Genomic DNA, 24,538 nt, shown 5'->3' with positions numbered 1-24,538 from the left:
CCGGGCGGTCAGCCCGGCGCGTACCGCCGTGCCAGAGCGCGCAGCGGGGCGGACCGCCCCCGGTCGGGGACCGTCCACAGCGGCTCGCCGCGCACCCCCCACCGCTCCAGCAGGGCGTTGGCCGCGAGGAACCCGGAGGTGGCGGCGCGCTCCATCAGGGCCACGGGCAGATCCGTACGGACCAGGTCCCCGGCGACGACGAGCGCCGGGTCGGGCGTGCGCACCGTCGGACGGTCCGCGTGACCCCCGACCGTGAACAGGGGGCAGTCCGCCCGCCACTCGTGCCGCGCGGCGACGACGCGGGCCTCCCGCGTCTCCGGGCAGACCCGGTGCAACTGGTCGACGAGGCGCTTCTCCTCGACGTCCCGGACGGCCGTCGACGGCAGGGCGTAGGCGTGGAGTTCCACCACCGACCCGCCCGTGCGGGCCGCCCAGCGCGCCGCCTCGCCCTCCCACCGGGACAGCACGCTGACGTTGTCCAGCGAGCCGAAGCCGCTGGTGCCGAGGAAGCCGGGACGGTCGGCCGCGACGGGGCGGTCCAGCCACAGCCGGGACACCAGGAACGGCGGCGCCGTCCGCAGCCGGGCCACCCGCTCCCGCCAGGGGGCGTCCCCCAGCCCGGGCGACCGCCCCACCACCGCCCGCAGACCGTCGGTGTCCACGGCCAGTACGACGGCGTCGTACGCCCGGGTCCCGGCGCCGTCGGTGACCAGGTGCCCGCCGGACGGCCGCGGGTGGACGGCGTCGACGGGCGCGGCGGTGCGCACCTCGACGCCGTGCCGGGACAGGTGCCGTGCGAGGGGGTCCCACAGCGCCTGCGGGAAGGGCTCGCGGGGCACGTCGAACAGCAGCCCCTCGCTGGACCCGAGGAAGTAGATGTGGAACATCAGGGCCATCTCGGCGGCCGACAGCTGCCGCGGGTCCGCGAAGAAGCTGCGGGAGAACACCTCGAAGGCCAGGTGCCGCGCGGCCGCGGGGAACCGCAGGGTGTCGAGGAAGTCGTGGGCACTGACGTGGTCCAGTCGTCCGTACACGTGGCGGGCGCGCACGTCGAGCAGGGGCAGGGCGGCGGCGGGCCGCAGGGCGAACAGGTCGCGCGGCCGGAAGCTCGGACTGAGGAGGGCGAAACCGAGGGCGCTCCACGGGGGAGTGCGCGGCACGCGGCGGAAGCCGTCGCGCAGACCGCTGCTGTGCAGCAGGGGATAGTCGGGCAGCCCGGTCAGCATGCCCAGCGCGGGGTCGGCCCGGCGCAGCAGCGCCCGCAGGTTGTAGTACTGGCGGAAGAAGGCGTGGAAGCCCCGGCTCATCGTCGCGGGCGTGCCGTCGGGCAGGGCGACGGGCCATCCGGCGACCCGTCCGCCGAGCACCGGTTCGCGCTCGTGGAGCACCACGCGCACGCCCCGTTCGGCGAGCACGGTCGCCGCCGCCAGCCCCGCGATGCCGCCGCCGACGACCGCCACGCACGGCGGCTCGCCGGCGATCCGGTCGCGTCCCGGCCGGGGCGGGAGGAGCCGGGCGTGCCGGTCCCGGCCCGGAAGCCGCGCCCCGTCGCGCCGGCTCACCGGGCGGCGCCCGTCTCCTCGGCGGCACGCCGGCCGAGGAAGGTGTGGGTGATGCCCGTCTGCCAGCCCGGCAGCGGCAGCACGCGGACCCGCTCGAAGCCGGCCCGGGCCAGCCGGGCGACGAAGTCCGGCGCGGTGTCGAACTCGGCGACGCTGCGCCGCAGATGCCGGTACAGGGCACGGTCGCCGGTGAGCGTGCCCAGCGGCACGATGACGCCCCGGCACACCGCGGACCACACCAGGCGGTCGGCGCGGCGCCCGCTGAGCGCGTACTCGTGCACCGCCAGCCCGCCGCCCGGCACGAGCAGCCGGTGCACCGACCGCAGGACGGCGTCGGGGTCGGCCAGGTTGCGGAACAGGTAGGCGGCGAAGACCGCGTCGAACGGGCCGCCCACCCCGGCGCGGTGCAGCTCCTCGGCCGGGGCGTGGACGAAACGCACCCGCGACGGCCACGGCTTGGCCCGGGCCGCGCGCAGCATGCCCGCCGAGGCGTCGACCCCGGTGATCTCGGCGTCGGGGAACGCCGCGGCCAGCGCCGCCGTCGAGGCGCCCGTGCCGCAGCCGAGGTCGAGCACCCGGCGCGGGGCGCCGCCGTCCGCGAGGGCCAGCCGGAGGGCGGAGCGGCGCAGTTGGGCGTGGTAGCCGGGATTGAGCGCGACCAGCCGGTCGTAGCGCTCGGCGCCCCGGTCGAAGGCGGCGGCCAGCGCGGTGTCGCGCAGCAGGGACATGGGGGACTCCCGAGGGGTCAGCGGGCGGGGACGGGACGGCGGGGCAGCCACGGCAGTTCGGCCGCCGTGCGCAGCATCGGCAGGACGGGGGTGCGCACGCCGACCGCGAGGTCCTCGTGGAGCCGGGTCCGCCCGTCGAGGAAACGCAGCAGCCGCCGGACGGGGACGCGGTCGAACAGCCGGAAGAAGAGGTCGGGGCCGTCGACCCGGCCGGTGTCCAGCGCGCGCAGCAGCACCGCGTCCATCAGCCGTGCCCGGGCCGGGTACGGGACGGGCGGCAGCGGGCTGCGGCCCGCGCGGACGGCGTGGGCGACGGCCTCCGCCTGGCGCTGCACGGCGGCGAACGTGTAGCCGGTGGAGGCGCGCGTCGCCCCGCCCGCCGTCCCGATCCGGAAGACGGTGCCCGACCCCCCGGCCTGCCGCTCGAACAGCGCGTCGGTCATCGGGATCACCCCCTGCTCCGTCGAGAGGACCTCCGCGGCGCCGATGCGCAGCACGCGGCCCGTGTAGTCCTCCAGGGCCCTGTCGTACTGTGCCGGCGTCAGCGGCTCGGGGCCGAACTCCGTGTACTCGACCAGCGCGGTGTGCCGGCCGGTCGGCAGGACGTAGCCGAAGGACAGGCCGCGCGCCGGCTGCCGGGTGCGGAAGTCCATCAGGTCGACCACCGACGGGTCGAAGACCGGCCGTTCGGTGCGGACGAACCAGCCGCGGAAGTGCTGGAGCAGACGGGTGCGGGCGGCAACCGGGCGGCCGGGCGGGCGGGAGTCGAAGACGCAGCGGGAGCGCAGCGAGACGCGTCGGCCGGCGGCGTCCGTGGCCGACAGGCGCGCGGTGCCGTCCGGCAGCGCGGTCACCGCGTCGACGGTGGCCTCCAGGCGCCGCAGTCCCGGCCGGTCCTTCAGATCGCGCTCCACCAGCGCCTCGAAGTCGTCCGAGCGGATCATCTTGTAGCGCGCGGGCGCGATGTGCCGCCGGACGACCGCCCCGTCCCGGCCGCACACCCGCAGCCACTCCCACGACGCCGTCACCGCCCGGTCGAAGCGGCCGGGGCCCGTCTCCCAGAAGCACCAGGTGCGCCGCGGCGGTCGCAGCGCACCGGCGGGCGGCTCGATCAGGACGACGGAGGGCGCCGGACGGCGGTGCGTGCCCGCCGGGAGCCGGTGCGCCAGGGACAGGCCCGCCGCCCCGGCCCCGACCACGACGATGTCCGCGTCGACCACGGCGCCTCCCTTCCGTCCGCCCCGCCTGCCGGCCGCCCACCGCCCGCCTGTCCGCCGCCCGTGTCTCCGGCGTGCGGGGCGGCGGGGACGTGACGGCAGGGCCCCGGCGGAGTATCCCGCCTGCGCGCCGCCGAGTGAAGCGCGGCGCGCGGGGCACCCGGTGCGGGTGCCCGCCGGGCGGGTGACCGCCGTACGTGAACGGACCAAGGCGGCATCGTGCCGGGCCCGGCGGGGGAAGGCATGACGCCGTGTCACGCCCCGGCCGGACCCGCGGGAGCCGCCGAGGCGGCCGGCGGGACCCGCCGGCGGAACCGACGAGGAGAGGACCCGGATGCGCGTCAGCACGGCCGGCGACGGCAGACGAGGGCTCTGGGGCCCGCCGCCCACCGGGGAGGGGCGCCGGTGACGCGCACGGTGCCCGGCCGCACCGGCCACGTGGTGGTCGTCGGGGCCGGACTCGCGGGCCTGTCCGCCGCCCTGCACCTGCTGGGCACGGGACGGCGGGTGACGGTCGTGGAACGCGACCCGCTGCCCGGCGGCCGTGCCGGACGGCGCGAGCTCGGCGGCTACCACCTCGACACCGGCCCGACCGTCCTGACCATGCCCCACCTGGCCGACGAGGCGTTCGCGGCCGTCGGCGAGCGGCTGCGCGACCACGTGGACCTCCTGCCCCTGCACCCCGCCTACCGGGCGTGCTTCGCCGACGGCACCGCACTGGACGTGCACACCGACGCCGCCGCGATGGAGGCGGAGGTGGAACGCTTCGCCGGACCCAGGGAGGCGGCCGGGTACCGGCGGCTGCGCACCTGGCTCCAGCGGCTGTACGCCGTGCAGATGCGCCGGTTCATCGACGCCAACTTCGACTCGCCGCTCGGCCTGCTCACCCCCGACCTCGCCCGGCTCGCCGCCCTCGGCGGGTTCGGCCGGCTGGACGCGCGCATCGGCCGCTTCCTCACGGACGAGCGCCTCAAGCGCGTGTTCTCCTTCCAGGCCCTGTACGCCGGTGTCGCACCGGCCCGCGCCCTGGCCGCCTACGCCGTCATCGCCTACATGGACACGGTGGCCGGCGTGTACTTCCCGCGCGGCGGCATGCACGCCCTGCCCCGCGCCATGGCCGCCGCCGCCACCGCCGCCGGGGCCGACCTGCTCCTCGGACGGGACGTCACCAGCCTGGAACGGTCCGGCAGCCGCGTCACCGCGGTCGTCACCGCCCACGAGCGCATCCCCTGCGACGCCGTCGTCCTCACCCCCGACCTGCCCGTCGTCCACCGGCTGCTGGGCCGCCGCCCGCGCCGCCCACTGCGGCTGCGCCACGCGCCGTCCGCCGTCGTCCTGCACGCCGGCACCACCCGCACCTGGCCGCACCTCGCCCACCACACGCTCTCCTTCGGCGCCGCCTGGCGCCGGACCTTCGACGAACTGACCCGCACCGGCGCCCTGATGACCGACCCCTCCCTGCTCATCACCCGGCCCACCGCCGGCGACCCCGCCCTCGCCCCCGCCGGCCGCCACCTCCACTACGTCCTCGCCCCCTGCCCCAACACCGACATCGGCCCGGGCGCCGAGGCCTGGAGCGACCTCGCGCCCCGCTACCGCGACCGGCTGCTCGCCACCCTCGAACGCCGGGGACTGACCGGGATCGCCGCCGCAGTCGAGGCGGAGTGCCTGGTGACGCCCGCCGACTGGACCGCCCAGGGCCACGCCGCGGGCACGCCGTTCTCCGTCGCCCACACCTTCGCCCAGACCGGGCCCTTCCGGCCCCGCAACCTAGTGCGCGGCACGGACAACGCGGTCCTCGCCGGCTGCGGCACCACCCCGGGCGTCGGCGTGCCGACCGTGCTGATCTCGGGGAAGCTCGCCGCCGCCCGCATCACCGGCACGGCCCCGGGGGGCGGACGCCGATGACCCGCCGCGAACTGGACGCCGCCGGCATCACCGACCCGGCGCTGCGCGCCGCCTACACCCGGTGCCGGAGCCTCAACGCCCGCCACGGGCGCACCTACTTCCTGGCGACCCGCCTGCTGCCCGCCGACCGCAGGCCGGCCGTTCACGCGCTGTACGGCTTCGCGCGGTGGGCCGACGACATCGTCGACGACCTGGGAGCCGGCGCGGCACCCGCCGAGCGGGCCGCCGCGCTGACCCGCCTCGAGGAACGCCTGCGGCACGCCCTGGACGGCGGCCGGGCCGACGGGGAGCCCGTGGTCCTCGCCGTGGCCGACACCGCCGCCCGCCACGCCATCGACCCGGCGTACTTCACCGCCTTCATGGCCTCCATGCGCAGTGACCTCACCGTCACCGACTACGCCACCTACGACGACCTGCGCGCCTACATGCACGGCTCGGCCGCGGTGATCGGCCTGCAGATGCTGCCCGTGCTCGGCACCGTGACCCCGCGCGAGGAGGCCGCCCCGCACGCCGCCGCGCTGGGCGTCGCCTTCCAGCTGACCAACTTCCTGCGGGACGTCGGGGAGGACCTCGACCGGGGCCGCGTCTACCTTCCCGCCGACCTGCTCGCCGCCCACGGCGTGGACCGCTCCCTGCTGCACTGGAGCCGGCGCACCGGCCGCCACGACCGGCGGATCACCGCGGCGCTGCGGACCGCCGAGGACCTCACCCGGGCCGTGTACCGCGACGCGGCGCCGGGCCTCGCGATGCTGGACCCCGTCGCCCGGCCCTGCATCCGCACCGCGTACGTGCTCTACCGCGCCATCCTCGACGCCGTCGCGGACGGCGGGTACGCGGTACTGCACCGGCGCGCGGTGGTCTCCCGCGGACGGCGAGCGGCCGTAGCCGCCGACGGACTCGCCCGGGTGCTGGCCGCGCGGCTCGGATCCCGGGGGACGTCCCCGGCACGACCGCCGACGGCGCCCCACGAGGCGGAGGAGGTCCGATGAGCCAGGAATCCCGGCCCCGCCGGGGCCGGTACCCCCTGCGGCTGCGCCGCCGCCCCGTCCCCTGGTCCCGGCAGCGCCCCACCTGGCGCGAGGCCCGGCCGGCCGTCATCGCCGGGGCCCTCGCACGCGCCCTGGCGCGGCCCTCGGGCAACTGGTACGTCGTCGGCGCCACCACCGGCGTCCGCCCCGACCGTCCGCTGGCCGCCACGGTCGCCGGCGTCGAGGTCGTCCTCTGGCGGGACGCGCACGGCCGCCTGGTGGGCGGCCCCGGTGCCTGCCCCCATCTCGGCGCCCCGCTGGCCGACGGCCCGGTGCGGTGCGGCACGCTCGTGTGCCGCTGGCACGGACTCGCCCTGGACGGCACCCCGTTCGCCGGCTGGGAACCCTTCCCGGTGCACGACGACGGCGTCCTGGTGTGGGCACGACTGGACGCCGTGGGGCAGGAACCGCCGACCCCGGCCCCCGCGGTGCCCGACAGACCGGACCCGGCGACGGCGCTGACATCGGTCTGGCGCGGCACCGGCGCCTGCGAGCCGGAGGACGTCGTCGCCAACCGCCTCGACCCGTGGCACGGCGCCTGGTTCCACCCGTACTCCTTCGTGGACCTCACCGTCGTACGGGCCCCGGACGGCACCGACGCCGACGACCGCTTCCTCGTGGACGTCTCCTTCCGGCTCACCGGGCGCCTCGTCGTCCCCGTGCGGGCCGAGTTCACCGCCCCCGGACCGCGCACCGTCGTCATGCGCATCACGGACGGCGAGGGCGCCGGGTCGGTCGTGGAGAGCCACGCCACGCCGCTGGCCCCCGACGGCCTCGGCCGGCCGCGCACCGCGGTCACCGAGGCCGTGCTCGCCACCTCGGACCGGTCCGGGTTCCTCGTGGCCCGCCGCCTGGCACCGGCCCTGCGCCCGCTGATGCGCGCCGCCGCCGGCCGCCTGTGGCGCGACGACCTCGCCTACGCCGAACGGCGCCGGGACCTGCGCCGGCGCGGCGTGTTCCCCGGCTGACCGGAGGAGGACACCCCCGTGCAGACCTTCCTGCCCCACCCCGGCTTCCGGGAGACGGCGCTCGTCCTGGACCGCCGCCGGCTGGGCAAACAGCGGGTCGAGGCGCTCCAGGTGCTGCGCGGCCTCACCGTCCCCGGCTACGGCTGGCGCCGGCACCCCGCGGTGCGCATGTGGACCGGCTACGAGGAGGCACTCGTCCGCTACGGCCTGGAGATCTGCCGGGTCTGGCGCGACCGGGGACACCAGGACAGCTGTGCCGCCCAGCTCGTCGCCCAGCTCGCCGCCTCCCGTCCCGGCGTCCCCGTGCGCGACCAGCCGGAGCTCGCCCGGGCCGGGGAGCTGCCGCCCTGGATCGGGGACGACGCCTTCCATCGCAGCCACCGGTCGGCGCTGGTGCGCAAGGACCCGGACACGTACGCCGGGCTGTTCCCCGGGGTCCCGGACGACCTGCCCTACGTGTGGCCGGCCTCGGACCGCGAGCCGGAGGGAACGGGAACGTGACGGCAGGGCCCGGGGCCGTCGGGACGCCCGGCCGCACCGGGGCCGGTGCGGCCGGTCACCGGCTCGCCGGGCGCTCCTCGGAGAAGGCGTAGAGGTCGGCGGACGTGCTGATCAGCTCCCGCTGCTCGCTCCGGGAACCGACCATGGGCTGCGAGCCGCGCAGCGGCACCTGGGCGCTCTCCGGCAGGAACCTGACCGTCACCAGCCCGATGGCGCCGGCCACCATCAGGTAGTAGGCCGGCATCAGGTCGTCGCCGGTGACGCTCACCAGCGCCTCGGCGACCAGCGGCGTGGTGCCGCCGAAGGCGGCGACGGCGAAGTTGAAGCCGATGCCCATGGCCGCGTAGCGCACGGCGGTCGGGAACAGGGCGGGCAGGGTGGCCGCGCTCGGGGCGGCGAAGCAGGCCAGCAGCGTGGACAGGATCAGAATCCCGAGGACGGGCGCCACGGTGCCGTCCGACCTGAGCAGCAGGAACGCCGGTACCGAGAAGACGATCATGGCTGCCGCGCCGACGGCGTAGAGCGGACGGCGGCCGACGCGGTCGCTGAGCCGGCCGAGGAAGGTGATCAGGACGACGATCCACAGCATGCCGATCAGCACCAGCACGTCGGCGGAACCGCTGGAGCGGCCCAGGGTCTCGGTCTGGTACGTCGGCAGGTAGCCGGTGACCATGTAGTTGGTGACGTTGTAGAGCAGCACGATGCCCATGCACAGGACCAGCGGGCGCCGGTGCTCCTTGACGATGGTCCTGAACTCGGTGCCCGCCGACTCCTGGGCGAGGCTCTTCTCGTGCTCGTCGAGCTGCTGCTGGAAGGCGGGGGACTCCTCCAGCCTGAGCCGCATGTACAGGCCGATGACGCCGAGCGGACCGGCGATCAGGAACGGCAGCCGCCAGCCCCAGGAGAGCATCTGGGCGTCGGTCAGCCACAGGTTCAGGCCGGTGACCAGGGCCGAGCCGAGGGCGTAGCCGACGAAGGTGCCGAAGTCGAGCCAGCTGGACAGGAAGCCGCGCCGCCGGTCGGGTGAGTACTCGGCGACGAAGGTGGTGGCCCCGCCGTACTCGCCTCCGGTGGAGAAGCCCTGGACCATCCTGGCGAGCAGCAGCAGGATCGGCGCGGCGATGCCGATGGTGTCGAAGCTGGGGATCAGGCCGATGCAGAAGGTGCCGGCCGCCATCATGATCATGGTGGTGGCGAGCACCTTCTGCCGGCCGACGCGGTCCCCGAGGGGGCCGAGGACGAGGCCGCCGAGGGGGCGCACCACGAACGCGGCGGCGAAGGTGGCGAACGACGAGATGACCTGGGCGGCCGGGGAGGCGCCGGGGAAGAACACCTTGCCGATGGTGGCCGCCAGGTAGCTGTAGACGCCGAAGTCGAACCACTCCATGCAGTTGCCCAGCGCCGATGCCCCGACCGCGCGTTTGAGCAGGGGCTTCTCGACGACCTGGACGTCCTCCTCGCGGAAGGCCCGCTTGTTGCGGCGGAGCCGGTGGGCCAGTTCCTCCCGTACCTGCCGCGGCAGGGCCGCGACCGTGCTCGGCATCTTGACCCGGCCGTGGGGGCCGGACCGGCCGTCAGGCTTCGCGTCCGTCACGCTGCTGCCTTTCTGTTGCTTCACCACGTTTCGCCTGAGCGAATTCTGCGCCGCAGTGATCGTCCGGCGCATGTCAGGGCTGCTGCCCGGGTTCGCGCGGGTCACACCGGCGGACCGGACGGATCCGGGACGCCGGGGGCCGTGGAGACGACCGTGTCGCTTTGCGGATCCGAACTCATGGGTGCACGCGGGGTGCGAGGCCGCTCGGGGCCGTGCGGGCACGGTCCGGCAGGGGGAACCGGCCGTCCAGCCGGCCGGTGAGCCGGGAGACGGCGGCGCCCCGGTCGGTGAGCGGCGGGGCGGCGTGGTCGAGCGGGCCGCTGCCGACGCCGGGCGGGCTCGGCGCGGGCGGAGCGGTTCGCCGCGGACCGGGGCGCCGTCGGCGCCGTTCGGCGGGCCGTCGTGGTCCCCGGCGAGTGCCCGGCCGGCTACCGCCTGCTGCGTACCAGCAGGTACAGGAAGTACGGCGTTCCGATCACCGCCGTCATGAGGCCCGCGCCGAGCTGGGCCGGGGCGATCACCGTGCGGCCCAGCAGATCGGCCGTGCAGACGAGCGCGGCACCCAGCAGCATCGCCACCGGGACGACCCGCACGTGCCGCCGGCCCACCAGGGCGCGTGCCGCGTGCGGGGCCACCAGGCCCACGAAGCCGATGGTGCCCGCACAGGCCACGGCGGTCGCGCTGAGCAGGACGCTCAGGGCGAGGAAGCCGAGGCGGCCGGGGCCCAACGGCAGGCCGAGCAGACGGGGCGTGTCCTCGTCCAGGGAGAGTAGGTCCAGCTCCGTGCGCCGGGCCACCGCCACGGCCGTGCCGACGGCCAGCACCAGGGCGACGGGCAGCACGTCCGGCAGGGTGCGCCCGTACGTGGAACCGGACAGCCAGGTCAGCGCCTTGGTGGCGTTGAACGGGTCGGTGAGCACGATCAGCAGGCTGATCAGCGCCGTCGTCGCGGCGGCGACGCCGATGCCGACGAGGACCAGCCGGTTCTGCCGGAAACCGCCCCGCGCGGCGAGCCCGAAGACGACGACCGCGGTGACACCGGCCCCCGCGAACGCGGCACCGGCGACGGCCCACCCGGCGGCGACGGGCGCGGTCGTCACCAGGAGCACGGCACCCAGCGCGGCCCCGCCGGAGACCCCCAGGACGCTCGGTTCCGCCAGCGGGTTGCGGGTGACGGCCTGCACCAGCGTGCCGGACAGGGCGAGTGCCGCACCCGCGCACAGCGCGGCGAGCACCCGCGGCACCCGGGTGTCCAGGACGAAGGAGACGGTCCGCCCGGCCCTCCCCTGCGCCCAGTTGGCGACGTCACCGAGCAGCAGCTTGCTGTCGCCCACCAGCACGGCGGCGACGACCAGGCCGGCCAGGACGGCCACGAGGACGCCCACCGTGGCCAGGAACACCGCCCGGCTCGGGATGCGCAGCCGGTCCGGCGCGTCCGCCCCCGCGGTGTCCCGCAGCCGCAGTGCCGTCACGACCAGGAACACGGCGCCGACCAGGCTCGTGACCACCCCCGTGGGCACGGCCACCGACAGGTCGTCCGGCACCAGCGCCCGCAGCAGCACGTCCGACCCGAGCACCAGGGCCGCGCCGGCGAGCGCGGCGGCGGGCAGGGCCGCGCGGGAGCGCGCGTACCCGCGGTACCGGCGGGCGAGCGGGCGCACCAGGGCGGGTGCGGACAGGCCGACGAAGCCGAGGGGACCGGCCAGCGTGACCGCGGCGGCGGACAGCAGCGCCGCCAGGACGACGACCGTGACGCGGGTGGCCCGCACCGGGACGCCCACCCCGCGTGCCGCGTCGTCGCCGAGGGCGAGCGCGTCGACGCGACGGGCGGTCAGCAGCAGCCCCACGAGGCCGATCAGGGCGATCGGGAGCATCTGCAGGACACCGCCGAAGCCGTTCTGGGCGATGCTGCCCTGGTTCCACCGGTAAAGGCCTTCCGTCTCCTGGGGGAACAGCAGGAGCAGCCCCTCGGTCACGGAGTTCAGGCCCAGCATCAGCGCGGTGCCGGCCAGGACGAGCCGGACGGTGCCGGTGCCCGGGCCGGACAGGCCGAGCACGACGGCCGCCGCCGCCAGGCCGCCGGCGAAGGCGACACCGGACGAGGCGATCATCGGCAGCGAGACGCCGGCGGCGCCGACGAGCCCGAGCGCCAGGTAGGAACCCGCGTTCACCGCGAGGGTGTCGGGGGAGGCCAGCACGTTGCGGCTGACCGCCTGGAGCACGGCGCCGGCCGTGCCGAGCACGGCGCCGACCAGGAGGCCGGCGGTCGTGCGGGGCAGCCGGGAGGCGACGACGACGGACGCGTCGCCGGGGTCGGCCCGCCCGGTCAGGGCCTTGAACACCTCGGACGACCCGACGGCGGCGGTGCCCTGGGTGATGTCGACGACCGCGAGGACGGCGACCAGGAGGACGAGGCCGGCCGTCACCGCGGCCGCCCCCGACCGGGGCGCGGGAGCCGACGACGGACGGACGGCGGGCTCGGGCGCGGTGACGGCCATGACCCCGCTACTTCGTCAGCGCGCCGACGACGGCGTCGACGTACGCGGACATGGACGCCGGGCCGCCGAACATCCAGATGCCGTCGTCCAGCCGGTGCACGTCGCCCGCCTTCACGAACGGCAGGGACTTCCACACCGGGTTCCGGGCCAGCGCGCCGGTGAACGGGGTGGCGTTCGGGTCCTCGTCGTTGCCGATGTAGGCGAACCGGACACCCTTCGGCAGGGCGGTCAGGCCCTCGACGTCGGTGGAGCCCAGGCCGTAGGCCTCGTCGCCCGTCACCTTCCAGGCGTTGTTCAGGCCGATCGCCTCGTTGACCTCGCCGATCAGCGACGTCGCCGTGTACGGACGGACGGAGACCTGGTTGGAGGTGACGTAGCCGTCGGCGAAGGCGATCTCCTGGCCGGCCATCCCCGCGCCGGCCAGGGCCTTCCTGCCCTCGTCGAGCTTCGCCTCGAAGTCCTCGCGGACCGTCTTCGCCCTGTCCGTGGTGCCGGTGGCCCTGGCGATCAGGTCGACGTTCTCCAGCATCCGGTCGATCTGGTGGGCGCCGTCGGCGGACGTGACCTCCAGCACCGGGGCGACCTCGCGCAGCTGCTTCACCGCGGCCGGCGGCAGGTCGGTGGTGGCGACGATCAGGTCGGGGGCGAGCGAGGCGATGGTGTCCATGCTCGGCTCGCCGCGCGTGCCGATGTCCGCGGGCTCGTTCTTCAGCGGGGCGGAGGCGTCCCAGGTCCGGTAGCCCTTGACGTCGGCGACGCCGACCGGGTCGACACCGAGCGAGACGAGGCTCTCGACGACGTTCCACTCGGTGGCGACGACCTTGGTGGCCGGCCCGTCGAGCTTCACCTCGGTGCCCTTGCCGTCCTTCAGGGTGATCGCCTCGGAGGTCTTCTTCTCCGTCTTGTCGGCGGCCGGTTCGGTGGTGCCGCAGGCGGCCAGGGTGAGCGCCGCGGCGGTGGCGGCCGCGGTGAGCAGGAGGCGTCTCATGAGGTGGTGCCGAGCCTTTCGGTTCGCATGTGGTGGCGGCCGATCGGGCGGGTGCGCAGCCGGCCGGTCAGGGGGTCGGTGTCGACGTCGATCCGGATGCCGTAGACGGCGGTCAGCCGCTCCGGCGTCAGCACCTCCGCGGGCGGGCCGTCGGCGACGACGCGGCCCGCTTCGAGCAGCGTGATCCGGTCGGCGACGGCCGCCGCCTGGTCGAGGTCGTGCAGGACGACGCCGACGGCGATGCCGTGGTCGTCCGCCAGGTCGCGGACGAGGTCGAGGAGTTCGACCTGGTGGCGCAGGTCGAGGTAGGTCGTGGGTTCGTCCAGGAGCAGGACACCGGTCTCCTGGGCGAGGCAGCTCGCGAGCCAGACCCGCTGCAACTGTCCGCCGGAGAGGTGGTCGGCGCCGCGGTCGGCGAGGCCGTCGACCCCGGTGAGCGCGAGCGCCCGGTCGACGGCGGCCGGACCGTCCGGATCGGGCCGGCCCCAGCGGCCCCGGTACGGATAGCGGCCGAACTCGACGACGTCCCGTACGGTCAGCCCGCCGGGCGTCGGCCTTCCCTGCGTCAGCAGCGCGACGTACCGAGAGAACTGACGGACCGTCAGTGACATGCCGTCGATGTCGCCGTCGATGCCGAGCGTGGCACGGCGGGCCCGCTGCAGCCGGGCGATCGTCCGCAGCAGCGTCGACTTCCCGCTGCCGTTCGGGCCCACCAGGACGGTCACTTCACCGGGCCTGAGCCCGACCGTCGCGTCGTGCACGACGTCGACCTCGTCGTACGACACGGTCACGCCCGTGGCCGACAGCTCGTGGCCCCGCAGGCGCGGGGTGCCGGCTGCGTCTTCACCAGATCTCACACAACGAAGGTTAGCCTAACCTAAGAAGCGCTGGTGGCCGGCGTCGGGTACACCGGCCACCTGACCGGCCGGGGGCGTCAGAAGGCGTACCGGATGCGCAGCCAGGGTGCGTGCGCGTCGACCAGCGCACGGAGCCGGGCGAGGGCGTCGGCCTTGACGCCGTTGCGGTAGCGCACGTTGAGCGCCCCGTTCTCGGAGCGCTTGGCCTGCTGGAGGTCCGGCCGCCACAGGGTCTCCTCCGCCCGCGGATGCCAGCCGCGGTTGACCTCGTGCAGCTCCCGGTTGTGCGTCAGCATGATCACCTCGGCGGCCGCCTGCCGTTTCACCCGCTCCGGCAGGACGTCGTCGAGATGCCGCAGCAACTCCGCCCACGCCTCCTCCCAGCCCGGTCGCACGACCACGGGGGACAGGTTGAAGTGCACCTCGTATCCGGCGTCCAGGAAGTCGCCCGCCGCGGCGATGCGCTCGGCGACCGGGGAGGTGCGCAGGTCCAGCAGCCGTGAGTCGTCCGGCGGCATCAGCGAGAAGCGGATCCGGGTCCGGCCCCGCGGGTCGAGGGCGAGCAGGTCCGGATTGACGAACTTGGTGGCGAAGGACGCCTTGGCCGTCGGCCACTGCCGGAAGGCGTGCACCAGGTCCGCGGTGTTGTCGCAGATCAGGGCGTCCACCGAGCAGTCGCCGTTCTCGCCGATGTCGTACACCCAGGCCTCGGGGTCGCACTGGTTCGGCTCGGTCTTGGGCCCCTGGCGGGCGATGTGCCGGCCGAGGTGGGCGATGATCGGGTCGATGTTGGTGAAGACCGTGACGGGGTTGGCGTACCCCTTGCGCCGGGGCACGTAGCAGTAGGCGCAGGCCATCGCGCAGCCGTTGGAGGCACCCGGCGCGATCCAGTCCGCGGAGCGGCCGTTGGGACGCATGGTCAGCGTCTTCTTCTCGCCCAGCACGAGCGTCTCGCCCTTGACCCGCACCCAGCGCTCGACGTTGCCCTCGTTGCCGTGCAGGCCGGGGACGCGCCAGTGGGAGTCGACCTCGATCAGACGGGCCTCGGGGAACCGGGCGACGACCTGGCGGCCGCGCGGGGACGCCGCGGCGGCCGGCTCGGCGTGGATCTCGCGCACGGGCAGCAGCCGGCGGGCCGCGGCCGAGTCCCGGAAGAGCGGAGCGGGGGCAGGGGCGGGGGGTCCGGAGGCCGGGGAGGCGGGCGACAGGGCGTCGAGGCCGAACAGGGTGCCGGAGCCGTCGTCCGGTGCGGTGGACGGGTCGTGCATGAGAGCTCCGGTGCGCGAGTGCCAGGACGGACCGTTCCCGGCCTCGGCGTGCCGCGGACGGTCCCGGTCCCTCCACTGTACGAAAGCGCGCGGCGCCGTCCGCCGTGTCATGCGTCCCGTCGGGGGCATACGCGTGACACGGCACCGGCCCGGTGCCGCCGATCCGAAGGGGTGTGCACCGTGCTCGCCATCATCGCGGCGGTTCTGTTCCTCCTCGCCTGGCTGATCAACGTGGCGGAGATCTCGACCAACGACGTCTTCACCTCGACCGACGTCATGCTCATCGGCCTCGCCCTGCTGGCCCTGCACGTCGCCGGCATCGGCGGCGGCCGGACGGCGCGCGGACGCCGCCGCTGAGCCACCGCCCCGCGCCCCGGGGCCGGGGGGCGCGCGCCACGTCCGCGTGGACGCCGCCCTCCTCCGGTTCGCGCGCGTCGGCCCGGATGTGGTCCGCGGCCCCGTCCGCACCGCCGCGGCCCCGTCCGCACCGCCGGAGGCCGTGCGGGCGGGGCCGTTCGCGCAGGGGGAGGGATCAGCCGGCGGACACGTCCGTCACCGTCCACCGCTGGTTGGCGCCGGAGTTGGGCGGCCACGTCGTGACGGCCGCGCCCTCGTGCGTCGCCTGGCCGCCGACCTCCAGCAGGCGTCCGGTGGCGGCGTTGACCAGCGTCCAGGTGCCGTCGCCGGTGGTCGACAGGAGCCATTCGGCGGCCGCGTCGCGCCTGCCGGTGTCGGGTTCGGCCACCGGGACGTCGTCGCGCACGGCCAGCCGCGTGCCGCCCCGCGGGTTCGTGAACACGTAGCGGTCGCGGACCCCGCTGTCGGGGCGCACCGCGCTCAGCCGCCACTGCTGGGCCTGCGTGCCGGTCCCGGAGCCGAGGACCAGGCTCGTGCCGTCGCCGGCGACGGTGACGGCCTTGCCGCTCTGCACGCCGGTCAGCGTGTAGGTGTGGCCCTTGCGGAGCGCCGGGGCGTCCTTCGCGACCCCGGAGACACCCTTGATCTCGAAGGACGTCACGGACTGCGCGGGCACGGTGAAGGTGGCCGCGCGGTCGTCGACCCGGATCGGGTCCTGCTTCGCGAGCCTGCCGTCGGCGCTGGTCACGACCGGGGTGACGGTGGCCCTGCGACTGACGTCGCGGAACTTCGACAGGTCGATGGTGACCGTGCGCGGCGCGGTGGTGCGGTTGACGTGGACGAGCGAGGCGCCCTTGCCGTCGCGGGTGACGGCGGCGACGCTGGAGGTGTCGTCCGTCGTGACGAGCCGGTCGCCGGGCTTGATGAAGTGGGTGAAGTTGCGCGCCGTGTCGAACTTGGTGTTCGTCCGGATCGGACAGGTCTCCAGGGTGTCCCCGGCGGTGCAGTCGAACGGTATCTGGATGCTGCCCCAGTTGCCGCCCTCGGCGGACTCCCCGCCCGGCTTCATGTTGTCGTAGTCCTCGACGGGCTGCCAGAACACCCAGGCGCGGGGCTCCAGTTCGCGCAGGTCGTCGACGATCTGCTGGGCGAGGCCGAGACCGGGCCGCATGTCCTCGAAGTCCTGCCCGTCGCCCCAGTCGCCGCCGACCTCGCTCATCCACAGCGGCTTGTCCGCCGCCTTGGCGAGGTCGCGCACGGTGGTGCGCTGACCGGTGCCGTAGGTGTGGACGTTCATCTGGCCGACGAGGTCGCGGTCGGCCGGGGAGTACGCGCTCCAGTTCTTGGCGTAGGTGCCCGGGTTGGTCTCGTCCATCGCCGAGATGTCCGCCCGGACCTTCGCCTTCTTCAGGGCGGGGGCCAGGGCCCGGAGGACCTCGCGCTGGAGCTCGGGACCCATGTGGGCCCCTTCCTGACGGCCGCCGACGGGCTCACCGTCACTGCCCAACTGCGTCCCCCAATAAGGGGTGTTCGGCTCGTTGAACGGGTCGACGGTGTCGACCTCGATGCCCTCGGCCCGCTCCAGCCGCCTGGTCGCGCCCGCCAGGTAGGCGGCGAAGTCGTCGACCGAGTCGGTCCTCAGCTGGTCGGCTGAGGAGTCGAAGCCGCCGGAGACGTAGCCGCTGACGGTCATGAACCACGGCGGCGAGTTGCTGAACGTCTCCCAGTGGTCGATGTCGTCCTTGATGCGCTCGACCCACCAGCGCTGGGTGGCGTCGGCGTCCTCGTTCCAGTCCGCCGGGTCGTCGGCGCTCCACCAGTCGGTGTCGTCGCGGGTGGTGCCCGCGGGCGCCTTCCACCAGCCCTCGACGGCGCCGCCGGGGCGCAGGTAGTCCTCGACGTCCGGAGCGTTGCCGCCGCCGATGTTGTAGCGGGCGATGTTCAGCCCGAGGCCGTCGTCGTCGAACAGGAGCCGGGCCAGCTCCTCGCGGATCTCGGGCGGGTAGTCGCCGGTGGCGTTGGCGAACCAGACCAGACTGGTGCCCCAGCCCTCGAACGCCTCCTGCTGGTACGACGGGTCCGGCCGCACGGTGACGGAGGCGGCGGCCGCGGCGGGCTCGGCCTGTGCGGGGACGCCGGTCAGTGCGGCCCCGGTGGCCAGGGCGGTGAACGCAGCGACCCCGAGGAGGCGTCTGCTGCGGGTACGTCGTGCCATCGTGTGCTCCCAACGGGAAGGTGTGGTCGCTGCGGTGGCCCCTCCCGCCCGTGGGCGGGCAGGAGGGGGCGCCCCGGAGCAGGTGCGTGCCGCTCCGGGGAGTCGTGGTGGTGCGCGGTGGGGAGGGTCAGGCGGCGGGCGTGCGCAGGACGGCGACGCCCCTGGGGCCGAGGACGACGGCGCCGGCCCCGTCGGTGGCGCCGACCAGTACCTCTCCGGGCAGGTCCGGGACGGTGACCGCGTCGTCGGTCCGGTTGACCAGGAACACGAACCGGCCGCCGGGACCGCGGCGCACGGTCGCCTCGACCAGGCCGCGCACCTCGGCGGGCAGCTCGCTCGCCACGCCGGCCGGTTCCAGCAGTCGCGGCAGCAGCGAGGCCAGCCCGTCGGCACCGAGCCGGGTGGAGACGTACGCGGCCGAGCCGCTGCCCGCCGGACGCCGGGTGACGGCCGGGCGTCCCGCGTGCGTGCCGGTGCGGTAGCGGGCGAGGACCTCCGTCTCGGGCGCGGTGACGGTGATCTGGTCGGTCCACAGGCCGCCGGCGGTCGCGTCGTCCAGCTCCACGGTCTGCCCGGCGGGCAGGGGGCCGAACTCCTCGACGCGGATGCCCAGCAGGTCCCGCAGGGCGCCCGGGTAGCCGCCGAGCCAGACGTGGTCGTTCTCGTCCACGACGCCGGAGAAGTACGTGGTGACCAGGTGCCCGCCCTGCTCGGCGTACCGGGTGAGCTCCTTGGCGAGATCGGCGGGGACCAGGTGCAGCACCGGCGCGATCAGCACCCGGTGGCGGCTCAGGTCGGCGCCGGTGGTGACCACGTCGGCGCGGATGCCGAGGGAGAGGAGCGCGGAGTACCAGTCGAGCGCCTCCCGGTGGTAGTCGAGCAGCGAGGTGGGGTGCGAGTCCTGCTCGCTCGCCCACCACGACTCCCAGTCGAAGAGGATGCCGACCCCGGCGGGCTCCCGCTCGCTCCCGGCGACCGGCGCCAGCGTCCTCAGCGTGTCGCCGAGCGCGGTGACCGCGCGGAACAGGTCGCTGTCGGCGCCGGCGTGCGGCACCATCGCCGAGTGGTACTTCTCGGCGCCGGCCGCCGACTGGCGCCACTGGAAGAAGCAGACCGCGTCGGCACCGTGCGCCACGTGGGTCAGCGAGTCCCGGGCCAGGTCGCCCGGCCGCTTCGCCAGGTTGACGGGCTGCCAGTTCACGGCGCTGGTGGAGTGCTCCATCAGGAACCAGGGCCGGCCGCCCGCGATGCCGCTGGTGAGGTTCGCCGAGAAGGACAGCTCGTCACGGTCCTGCGGGTGCGGGACGACGTAGTGGTCGTTGGCGACGAAGTCCACCTCGCCCGCCCAGTCCGCGTAGTTCATGCCCTTGGTGCCCGGCATCACCATGAAGTTGGTGGTGACCGGGACGTCCGGCGTGAGGTCCCGCAGCACCTCGCGCTCGGCCCGCAGGTGGTCCTTCAGGGCGTCCGACGAGAAACGCTTGAAGTCCAGCTGCTGCGTCGGGTTGGGGTGGGAGGCGGCGAGCCGCGGCGGCAGGATCTGCTCCCAGTCGCTGTAGCGCTGCGACCAGAACGCCGTGCCCCAGGCGTGGTTGAGGGCGTCCAGCGTGGTGTACCGGGCGCGCAGCCAGTTCCGGAAGGCACGGGCCGCGTCGTCCGAGTAGTCGTAGACGTTGTGGCACCCGAGCTCGTTGTTGACGTGCCAGGCGACCAGGGCCGGGTGACCGGCGTAGCGGGACGCCATCTCGCGCACCAGGCGCAGGGCGTGCTCGCGGAAGACGGGGGAGGTGGGGCGCCAGTGCTGGCGCGCTCCCGGCCACAGCGTCTCCCCGCGGTCGGTGACCGGGAGGATCTCCGGGTGCGCGGTGGTCAGCCAGGGCGGCGGGGACGCGGTGGCGGTGGCCAGGTCGACGCCGACGCCGTTCTCGTGCAGCAGGTCCATGACCTCGTCGAGCCAGGCGAAGTCCCAGGTGTCCGGGCCCGGTTGGATCCGGGCCCAGGAGAAGATGCCGACGGAGACGATGTTGACGCCGGCCTCGCGCATCAGCCGTACGTCCTCCTCCCACACCTCCCGGGGCCACTGCTCGGGGTTGTAGTCCGCGCCGAAGGCGAGACGGGGGGCGGGCGCGCCGTCCGGTCCGCGCTGCAGGCGGGACAGGAGGGTGGAGATCATGGCGGTCCTTCCGGTGGGATGCGTGCGGCGCGGGAGGCGGCGCGGGTGCCGCGCCGCCCCGTGCGGGCCGCCGCGTCGCGTGCTGGTGCTACTGCTCGACGGTGAAGCCCTGCTCGGTGCCGTACTCGACCGAGGCGTCCTGCCAGGCCTTCAGGCCCTCGGCCAGCGTGGTGCCGGAGACGTAGGCCTTGCCGACGGTGTCGTTGAAGATCGAGTTCGCGTACACCTGGTAGGGCAGGTACGACCAGTCGCCGGCGACGTTCCCGGCCGCCTCGGCGAAGATCTTGTTGGCCTGCTGGCCGCCGAAGTACGGGAACTTCGTCTCCTGGAACGTGCTGGACTGCAGGTCCGCGGTGGTCGCCGGGAAGGCTCCGTTCTCCAGACGGGTCTGCACGCCCTTGCCGGCGTTGGCGTACTCGACGAAGGCGTACGCCAGCGCCTCGTTCTTGCCGAGCTCCGGCAGGGCGAGCGCGCTGCCGCCGTTCTCGGCGCCGGCCTTGTCGCCCGCGGACCACTGCGGCAGCGGGGCGACCCGCCAGTCGCCGGAGGCGTTCTTGACGCCCGACTCCAGGTTGGCGGGCATCCAGGCGCCGGTGGCCAGGGTGGCGATGCTGCCGTCGCCGAGGCCCTTGTACCACTCGTCGGACCAGCTGGTGACGGGGGCGAGGAGCTTCTCGTCGATGAGCTTCTGCCAGACGCCGGTGAACTTCCCGGCGCCCTTGTCGGAGAAGTCGATCTTCACCTCGGTGCCGTTCACCGTGTAGGGGCGCGAACCGGCCTGCCAGAGCATGCTGGTGGTGAAGCCGGCCTCTCCGGTGTCGGCGGTGATGTACGCCTCCGGGTTCTTCCTGTGCAGGTCGCGGGCGGCGGTGAGGTACTCGTCCCAGGTGGTGGGCACCTTGATGCCGTACCGGTCGAAGACCTTCTTGTTGTAGAACAGCGCCATCGGGCCGGAGTCCATCGGCAGGGCGTAGACGCCGTCGCCGCCGGCCTTCACGCCGTTCCAGGTACCGGGCGAGTAACGGGTGGCGAGCTTCTCGGCGCCGAAGCCCTTGAGATCGGTGAGCTGCTCGGTCAGCGCGAACTGGCCCATCGCGTAGTACTCGATCTGGGCGACGTCGGGTACGCCCTTCTTCGCCGACATGGCGTTCTGCAGGGCCGTGTACTGGTCTTTGTTGGTGCCCGCGTTGACCAGGTTCACCTTGACGCCGGGGTGTTCCTTCTCGAAGCCGGCGGCCACCTGCTTCAGCGTGGGCTCCCACGCCCAGACGGTGATGGTGCCGCCCTTCTCCAGAGCGGCCCGGACGTCCGCCTGGGAGACGGACTTCCCGCTCGATCCACCGTCCTCGTCGCCGCAGGCGGTCGCTCCCAGGGCGAGGGCGCAGACGAGACCGATGCCGCGCAGCAGACGGCGCGATTGCTTGTGCATGGGTGAGCTTCCACTTCTTCGTGGCCGGTGACCGGCACAGTCGGGGATCGGGAGGAACGTGGGGGAGGGGGAGCGTGGGGGAGGGGGCCGTCCGGGCTATTCCTTGACGCTTCCGGCGGCCAGTCCGGACTGCCAGTACCTCTGCAGCAGCAGGAACGCGGCGATCAGCGGCAGGATCGTGACGAGGGATCCGGTGACGACCAGGTTGAAGACGGCCTCGCCGCCGGCGGTCTGGGCCTGCTGGTTCCAGCTGTTCAGACCCAGGGTCAGCGGATACCAGTCCGGGTCCTTGAGCATGATCAGCGGCAGGAAGTAGTTGTTCCAGGTCGCGACCATGGTGAACAGCAGGACGGTGACGATGCCGGGCGCCAGCAGTGGCAGCGCGACCCGGAAGAAGGTGCGCACCTCGCCGGCGCCGTCGATGCGCGCGGCCTCCATCAGCTCGGTCGGAACGGCCTCGCTCGCGAACACCCACATCAGGTACAGGCCGAACGGCGAGATCAACGACGGGACGATCACCGCCCAGGGTGTGTCGGTGAGTCCCATCTTGCTGAACATCAGGAAGGTCGGCACCGCCAGCGCCGTACCCGGCACCGCCACCGCGCCGATGACGACGGCGAAGACCCCGCGCCGGCCGGGGAAGTCGAACTTGGCGAGCGCGTAACCGCCGAGGACGGCGAGGAAGGTGGCGCCGCCCGCGCCCAGCCCCACGTACAGCAGGGTGTTGAGCAGCCAGCGGGTGAACACGCCGTCGTCGTAGGTGAACGTCTGCGTGAGGTTGTCCCACAGGGCGAAGTCCCCGTCGAACCACAGGCCGAAGGAGTCCGACAGGCCCTCCTGCGTCTTGGTGGCGCCGACGACCAGCCAGAGCAGCGGCACCAGGCTGTAGAGCACCACCAGTCCGGTGAGCACGGTCAGCAGGACGCTGCGCCGGGGCCTGCCCGGGGTGTGCGGGCGGCGGGGGGCGCGCAGCCGGGGCGCGGTGCCGGGGGCGCCGGAGGGCGCGGGACGGTCGGAGACGGTGACGACAGGACTGGTCATCGCTGCTTCACACTCCCTTGCGCATGCCGCGCAGCTGGACGACGTAGGCGACGACCATGGTGATCAGCCCCATGACGATGGCGACCGTCGCGGAGTAGTTGTGCTGCTGCCCGTTGAAGGACAGCGAGTACGTGTAGAAGTTCGGCGTGTAGTCGGTGGTGATGGCGTTGGGCGCCAGCGGCCGGAGGATGTTCGGCTCGTTGAAGAGCTGGAAGCTGCCGATGATCGAGAAGATCGTCGCGATGACCAGCGCCCCGCGGATGGCCGGCAGCTTGATGGCGGTGATCACGCGGAACTGCCCGGCCCCGTCGATCTCGGCGGCCTCGTACAGCGAGTGCGGGACCACGCGCAGCGCCGCGTAGAAGATCAGCATGTTGTAGCCGACGAACTCCCAGGTCACGATGTTGCCGATGGAGGCCAGCACCAGATCGGCGGAGAGCGGGTCGGGCAGCGAGACGCCCAGCGCGTCGTTGATGTCGCCGACCAGCCCGAAGCGGGTGCCGTACATGAAGCCCCACATCAGGGTGGCCACCACGGCGGGCACGGCGTACGGCAGGAAGATCGAGATCCGGAAGAAGTCCCGTCCGTAGAGGCGGCCGCTGTCCAGGGCCAGCGCCACCAGCAGCGCGATGCCGAGCATGACCGGCACCTGGACGGCCAGGAAGAGCGCGACCCGGCCGAGCGAGGCCCAGAACCGGTCGTCATGGAGGGCCTGCGCGTAGTTGTCCAGGCCGACGAAGGTGGTCCCGCCGACGAGCTGGTCGCGGAAGAGGCTGAGGTACACCGAGTAGGCGATCGGGGCGAGGAAGACCAGGGCGAACACGATCACGAACGGACCGAGGAAGCCCCACCCCGTCCAGGAGCGGCGGTCCCGTCGCGCCGGTGGCGGTGCCGGCCGCGGCTCGGCGGCGGCCGGCGGTTGCAGCGTCGTCATGTCGTTCCTCGCTCGTCCATGTCCTGGGACCTCGCGATGTTTACGCAAACACCGGCCACCGCGAAAAGGTGTCCGGGCTGTTATGTTTACGTAAACATCTGATGGCGGCATGTCTACACTGCCCCGATGACGACGGTCAAGGGTCCTTTCGCACCGGGGCCCGACAGCGACAGAGAGGTGGCTGACGCCGAGTGAGCACGGCTGAGGAAGTCCCGACGGGCGCACCCGCCCGCTCCCGGCGCGGCCGGGAGCGCACGGCCTCCATGGCGGACGTGGCCCGGCTGGCCGGGGTCTCCTCACAGACCGTCTCCCGCGTCTCCAACGGATACGCCGGGGTGACCGAGGAGACCCGGCGGCAGGTCCTGGCGGCCATGAAGGAGCTCGGGTACCGCCCCAACAGCGCCGCCCGGGCGCTCAAACGCGGTGAGTTCCGCACCATCGGCGTCATCACCTTCTCGCTGTCCACCACGGGCAACGTGCGCACCCTGGAGGCCATCGCGACCTCCGCGGCGAGCGAGGGGTACGCGGTGACGCTGCTGCCGGTGGCCGTGCCCACGCAGGACGAGGTGCAGGGCGCGTTCTCCCGGCTGGAGGAGCTCGCCGTCGACGCGGTGATCGTCATCATGGAGGTCCACCTCCTGGACGCGGCCACCGTCACGCTGCCGCCCCACGTCCAGGTCGTGGTGGTCGACTCCGACGCCGGCGACCACTACACGGTCGTCGACACCGACCAGGCCGGCGGCACCCGCGCCGCCGTGCGGCACCTGCTCGACCTCGGTCACGACACCGTGTGGCACCTGGCCGGGCCGGAGGACTCCTTCGCCGCCCAGCGCCGCGCGGACGCCTGGCGCCGGACGCTCGCCGAGGCCGGCCGCACCCCGCCGCCCCTCGTCCGGGGCGACTGGTCCGCGGAGTCCGGTCACCGGGCCGGCCTCGAACTCGCCGGCCGCGAGGGCTGCACGGCCGTCTTCGCGGCCAACGACCAGATGGCCCTGGGACTGCTGCGCGCCCTGCACGAACGCGGTCGGCGCGTCCCGCAGGACGTCAGCGTCATCGGGTTCGACGACATCCCGGAGGCCGGTTCCTTCCTGCCGCCGCTGACCACGGTGCACCAGGACTTCGCCGAGGTGGGACGGCTCTGCGTGCGGGCCGTGCTGCGCAAGATGCGCCAGGACGGCCCGGAGCGGGGGACGACGCTCGTGCCGACCCGGCTGGTGACCCGCGCGAGCACCGCACCGCCCCCGGCGCGCGGACGCTGAGGGCGCGCATCCG

The 24,538-nt window shown here is 74.2% G+C and carries 19 protein-coding genes; 6 read left to right on the top strand and 13 right to left on the bottom strand.

Features of this window, described 5'->3' with window-relative positions:
* Positions 1–8 precede the first annotated feature (8 nt).
* The 3 genes from JHAT_RS08255 to JHAT_RS08245 are packed head-to-tail and all read right to left on the bottom strand — an operon-like array spanning position 9 to position 3,510.
* Positions 9–1,562: an NAD(P)/FAD-dependent oxidoreductase gene (locus JHAT_RS08255; protein ID WP_077797399.1), complete on the bottom strand. Its 1,554-nt coding sequence runs from the start codon at positions 1,560–1,562 to the stop codon at positions 9–11.
* Positions 1,559–2,290 (bottom strand): methyltransferase domain-containing protein, encoded by a 732-nt coding sequence (locus JHAT_RS08250; protein WP_077797398.1) that lies wholly within the window; start codon positions 2,288–2,290, stop codon positions 1,559–1,561. The genes JHAT_RS08255 and JHAT_RS08250 overlap by 4 nt, the downstream gene beginning before the upstream one ends.
* A 17-nt stretch (positions 2,291–2,307) precedes the next feature.
* Entirely contained in the window at positions 2,308–3,510 is a 1,203-nt protein-coding gene (locus tag JHAT_RS08245; protein WP_077797397.1) for a lycopene cyclase family protein, read from the bottom strand.
* Positions 3,511–3,912: 402 nt separating this feature from the next.
* Between JHAT_RS08245 and crtI the strand changes: the two genes are divergently transcribed.
* The 4 genes from crtI to JHAT_RS08225 are packed head-to-tail and all read left to right on the top strand — an operon-like array spanning position 3,913 to position 7,912.
* Positions 3,913–5,415 carry a phytoene desaturase family protein gene (crtI, locus tag JHAT_RS08240; RefSeq protein WP_077797396.1) on the top strand — a complete coding sequence of 501 codons (1,503 nt, stop codon included), beginning with the start codon at positions 3,913–3,915 and terminating at the stop codon, positions 5,413–5,415.
* Positions 5,412–6,404 (top strand): phytoene/squalene synthase family protein, encoded by a 993-nt coding sequence (locus JHAT_RS08235; protein WP_077797395.1) that lies wholly within the window; start codon positions 5,412–5,414, stop codon positions 6,402–6,404. The genes crtI and JHAT_RS08235 overlap by 4 nt, the downstream gene beginning before the upstream one ends.
* Entirely contained in the window at positions 6,401–7,411 is a 1,011-nt protein-coding gene (locus JHAT_RS08230) for a DUF5914 domain-containing protein (RefSeq protein ID WP_077797394.1), read from the top strand. The genes JHAT_RS08235 and JHAT_RS08230 overlap by 4 nt, the downstream gene beginning before the upstream one ends.
* Before the next feature lie 18 nt (positions 7,412–7,429).
* Complete coding sequence (locus JHAT_RS08225) at positions 7,430–7,912, top strand: MSMEG_6728 family protein (protein WP_077797393.1); 483 nt, start codon at positions 7,430–7,432, stop codon at positions 7,910–7,912.
* A gap of 55 nt (positions 7,913–7,967) precedes the next feature.
* Here JHAT_RS08225 and JHAT_RS08220 read toward each other — a convergent pair whose 3' ends face one another.
* The 5 genes from JHAT_RS08220 to JHAT_RS08200 all read right to left on the bottom strand — a co-directional run bounded on the left by JHAT_RS08220 (position 7,968) and on the right by JHAT_RS08200 (position 15,117).
* Entirely contained in the window at positions 7,968–9,455 is a 1,488-nt protein-coding gene (locus JHAT_RS08220; protein ID WP_171990804.1) for an MFS transporter, read from the bottom strand.
* Positions 9,456–9,934: 479 nt separating this feature from the next.
* Positions 9,935–12,004, bottom strand: a complete 2,070-nt coding sequence (locus JHAT_RS08215) for an iron ABC transporter permease (protein WP_077797391.1) — start codon at positions 12,002–12,004, stop codon at positions 9,935–9,937.
* 7 nt (positions 12,005–12,011) lie between these two features.
* Positions 12,012–12,992 (bottom strand): iron-siderophore ABC transporter substrate-binding protein, encoded by a 981-nt coding sequence (locus tag JHAT_RS08210; protein ID WP_077797390.1) that lies wholly within the window; start codon positions 12,990–12,992, stop codon positions 12,012–12,014.
* Positions 12,989–13,849, bottom strand: a complete 861-nt coding sequence (locus tag JHAT_RS08205) for an ABC transporter ATP-binding protein (RefSeq protein WP_077797389.1) — start codon at positions 13,847–13,849, stop codon at positions 12,989–12,991. The genes JHAT_RS08210 and JHAT_RS08205 overlap by 4 nt, the downstream gene beginning before the upstream one ends.
* A 77-nt stretch (positions 13,850–13,926) precedes the next feature.
* On the bottom strand, positions 13,927–15,117 hold the full coding sequence (locus JHAT_RS08200) for a spore photoproduct lyase family protein (protein ID WP_077797388.1): 1,191 nt from the start codon (positions 15,115–15,117) through the stop codon (positions 13,927–13,929).
* A gap of 180 nt (positions 15,118–15,297) precedes the next feature.
* Here JHAT_RS08200 and JHAT_RS08195 point away from each other — a divergent pair, with 180 nt between their 5' ends.
* Entirely contained in the window at positions 15,298–15,474 is a 177-nt protein-coding gene (locus JHAT_RS08195; protein WP_171990795.1) for a hypothetical protein, read from the top strand.
* A gap of 175 nt (positions 15,475–15,649) precedes the next feature.
* Here the strand turns inward: JHAT_RS08195 and JHAT_RS08190 are convergent, their stop codons facing one another.
* The 5 genes from JHAT_RS08190 to JHAT_RS08170 form a co-directional block, all read right to left on the bottom strand.
* Positions 15,650–17,689 (bottom strand): RICIN domain-containing protein, encoded by a 2,040-nt coding sequence (locus JHAT_RS08190; RefSeq protein WP_077797386.1) that lies wholly within the window; start codon positions 17,687–17,689, stop codon positions 15,650–15,652.
* Positions 17,690–17,816: 127 nt separating this feature from the next.
* Entirely contained in the window at positions 17,817–19,862 is a 2,046-nt protein-coding gene (locus JHAT_RS08185) for a beta-galactosidase (protein WP_077797385.1), read from the bottom strand.
* Positions 19,863–19,950: 88 nt separating this feature from the next.
* Complete coding sequence (locus JHAT_RS08180) at positions 19,951–21,291, bottom strand: ABC transporter substrate-binding protein (protein ID WP_077797384.1); 1,341 nt, start codon at positions 21,289–21,291, stop codon at positions 19,951–19,953.
* A gap of 96 nt (positions 21,292–21,387) precedes the next feature.
* Positions 21,388–22,332 carry a carbohydrate ABC transporter permease gene (locus tag JHAT_RS08175; protein WP_077797383.1) on the bottom strand — a complete coding sequence of 315 codons (945 nt, stop codon included), beginning with the start codon at positions 22,330–22,332 and terminating at the stop codon, positions 21,388–21,390.
* A 7-nt stretch (positions 22,333–22,339) separates the two neighbouring features.
* Entirely contained in the window at positions 22,340–23,266 is a 927-nt protein-coding gene (locus JHAT_RS08170) for a carbohydrate ABC transporter permease (protein ID WP_077797382.1), read from the bottom strand.
* 191 nt (positions 23,267–23,457) lie between these two features.
* On the opposite strand from JHAT_RS08170, the gene JHAT_RS08165 reads away from it, so the two are divergent.
* Positions 23,458–24,525 carry a LacI family DNA-binding transcriptional regulator gene (locus tag JHAT_RS08165; protein WP_077797381.1) on the top strand — a complete coding sequence of 356 codons (1,068 nt, stop codon included), beginning with the start codon at positions 23,458–23,460 and terminating at the stop codon, positions 24,523–24,525.
* Positions 24,526–24,538: the final 13 nt, after the last annotated feature.

It is taken from the genome of Streptomyces sp. JHA26, assembly GCF_002005565.1.
Classification (GTDB): domain Bacteria; phylum Actinomycetota; class Actinomycetes; order Streptomycetales; family Streptomycetaceae; genus Streptomyces.
This window is presented reverse-complemented; position numbering and strand designations above follow the sequence as displayed.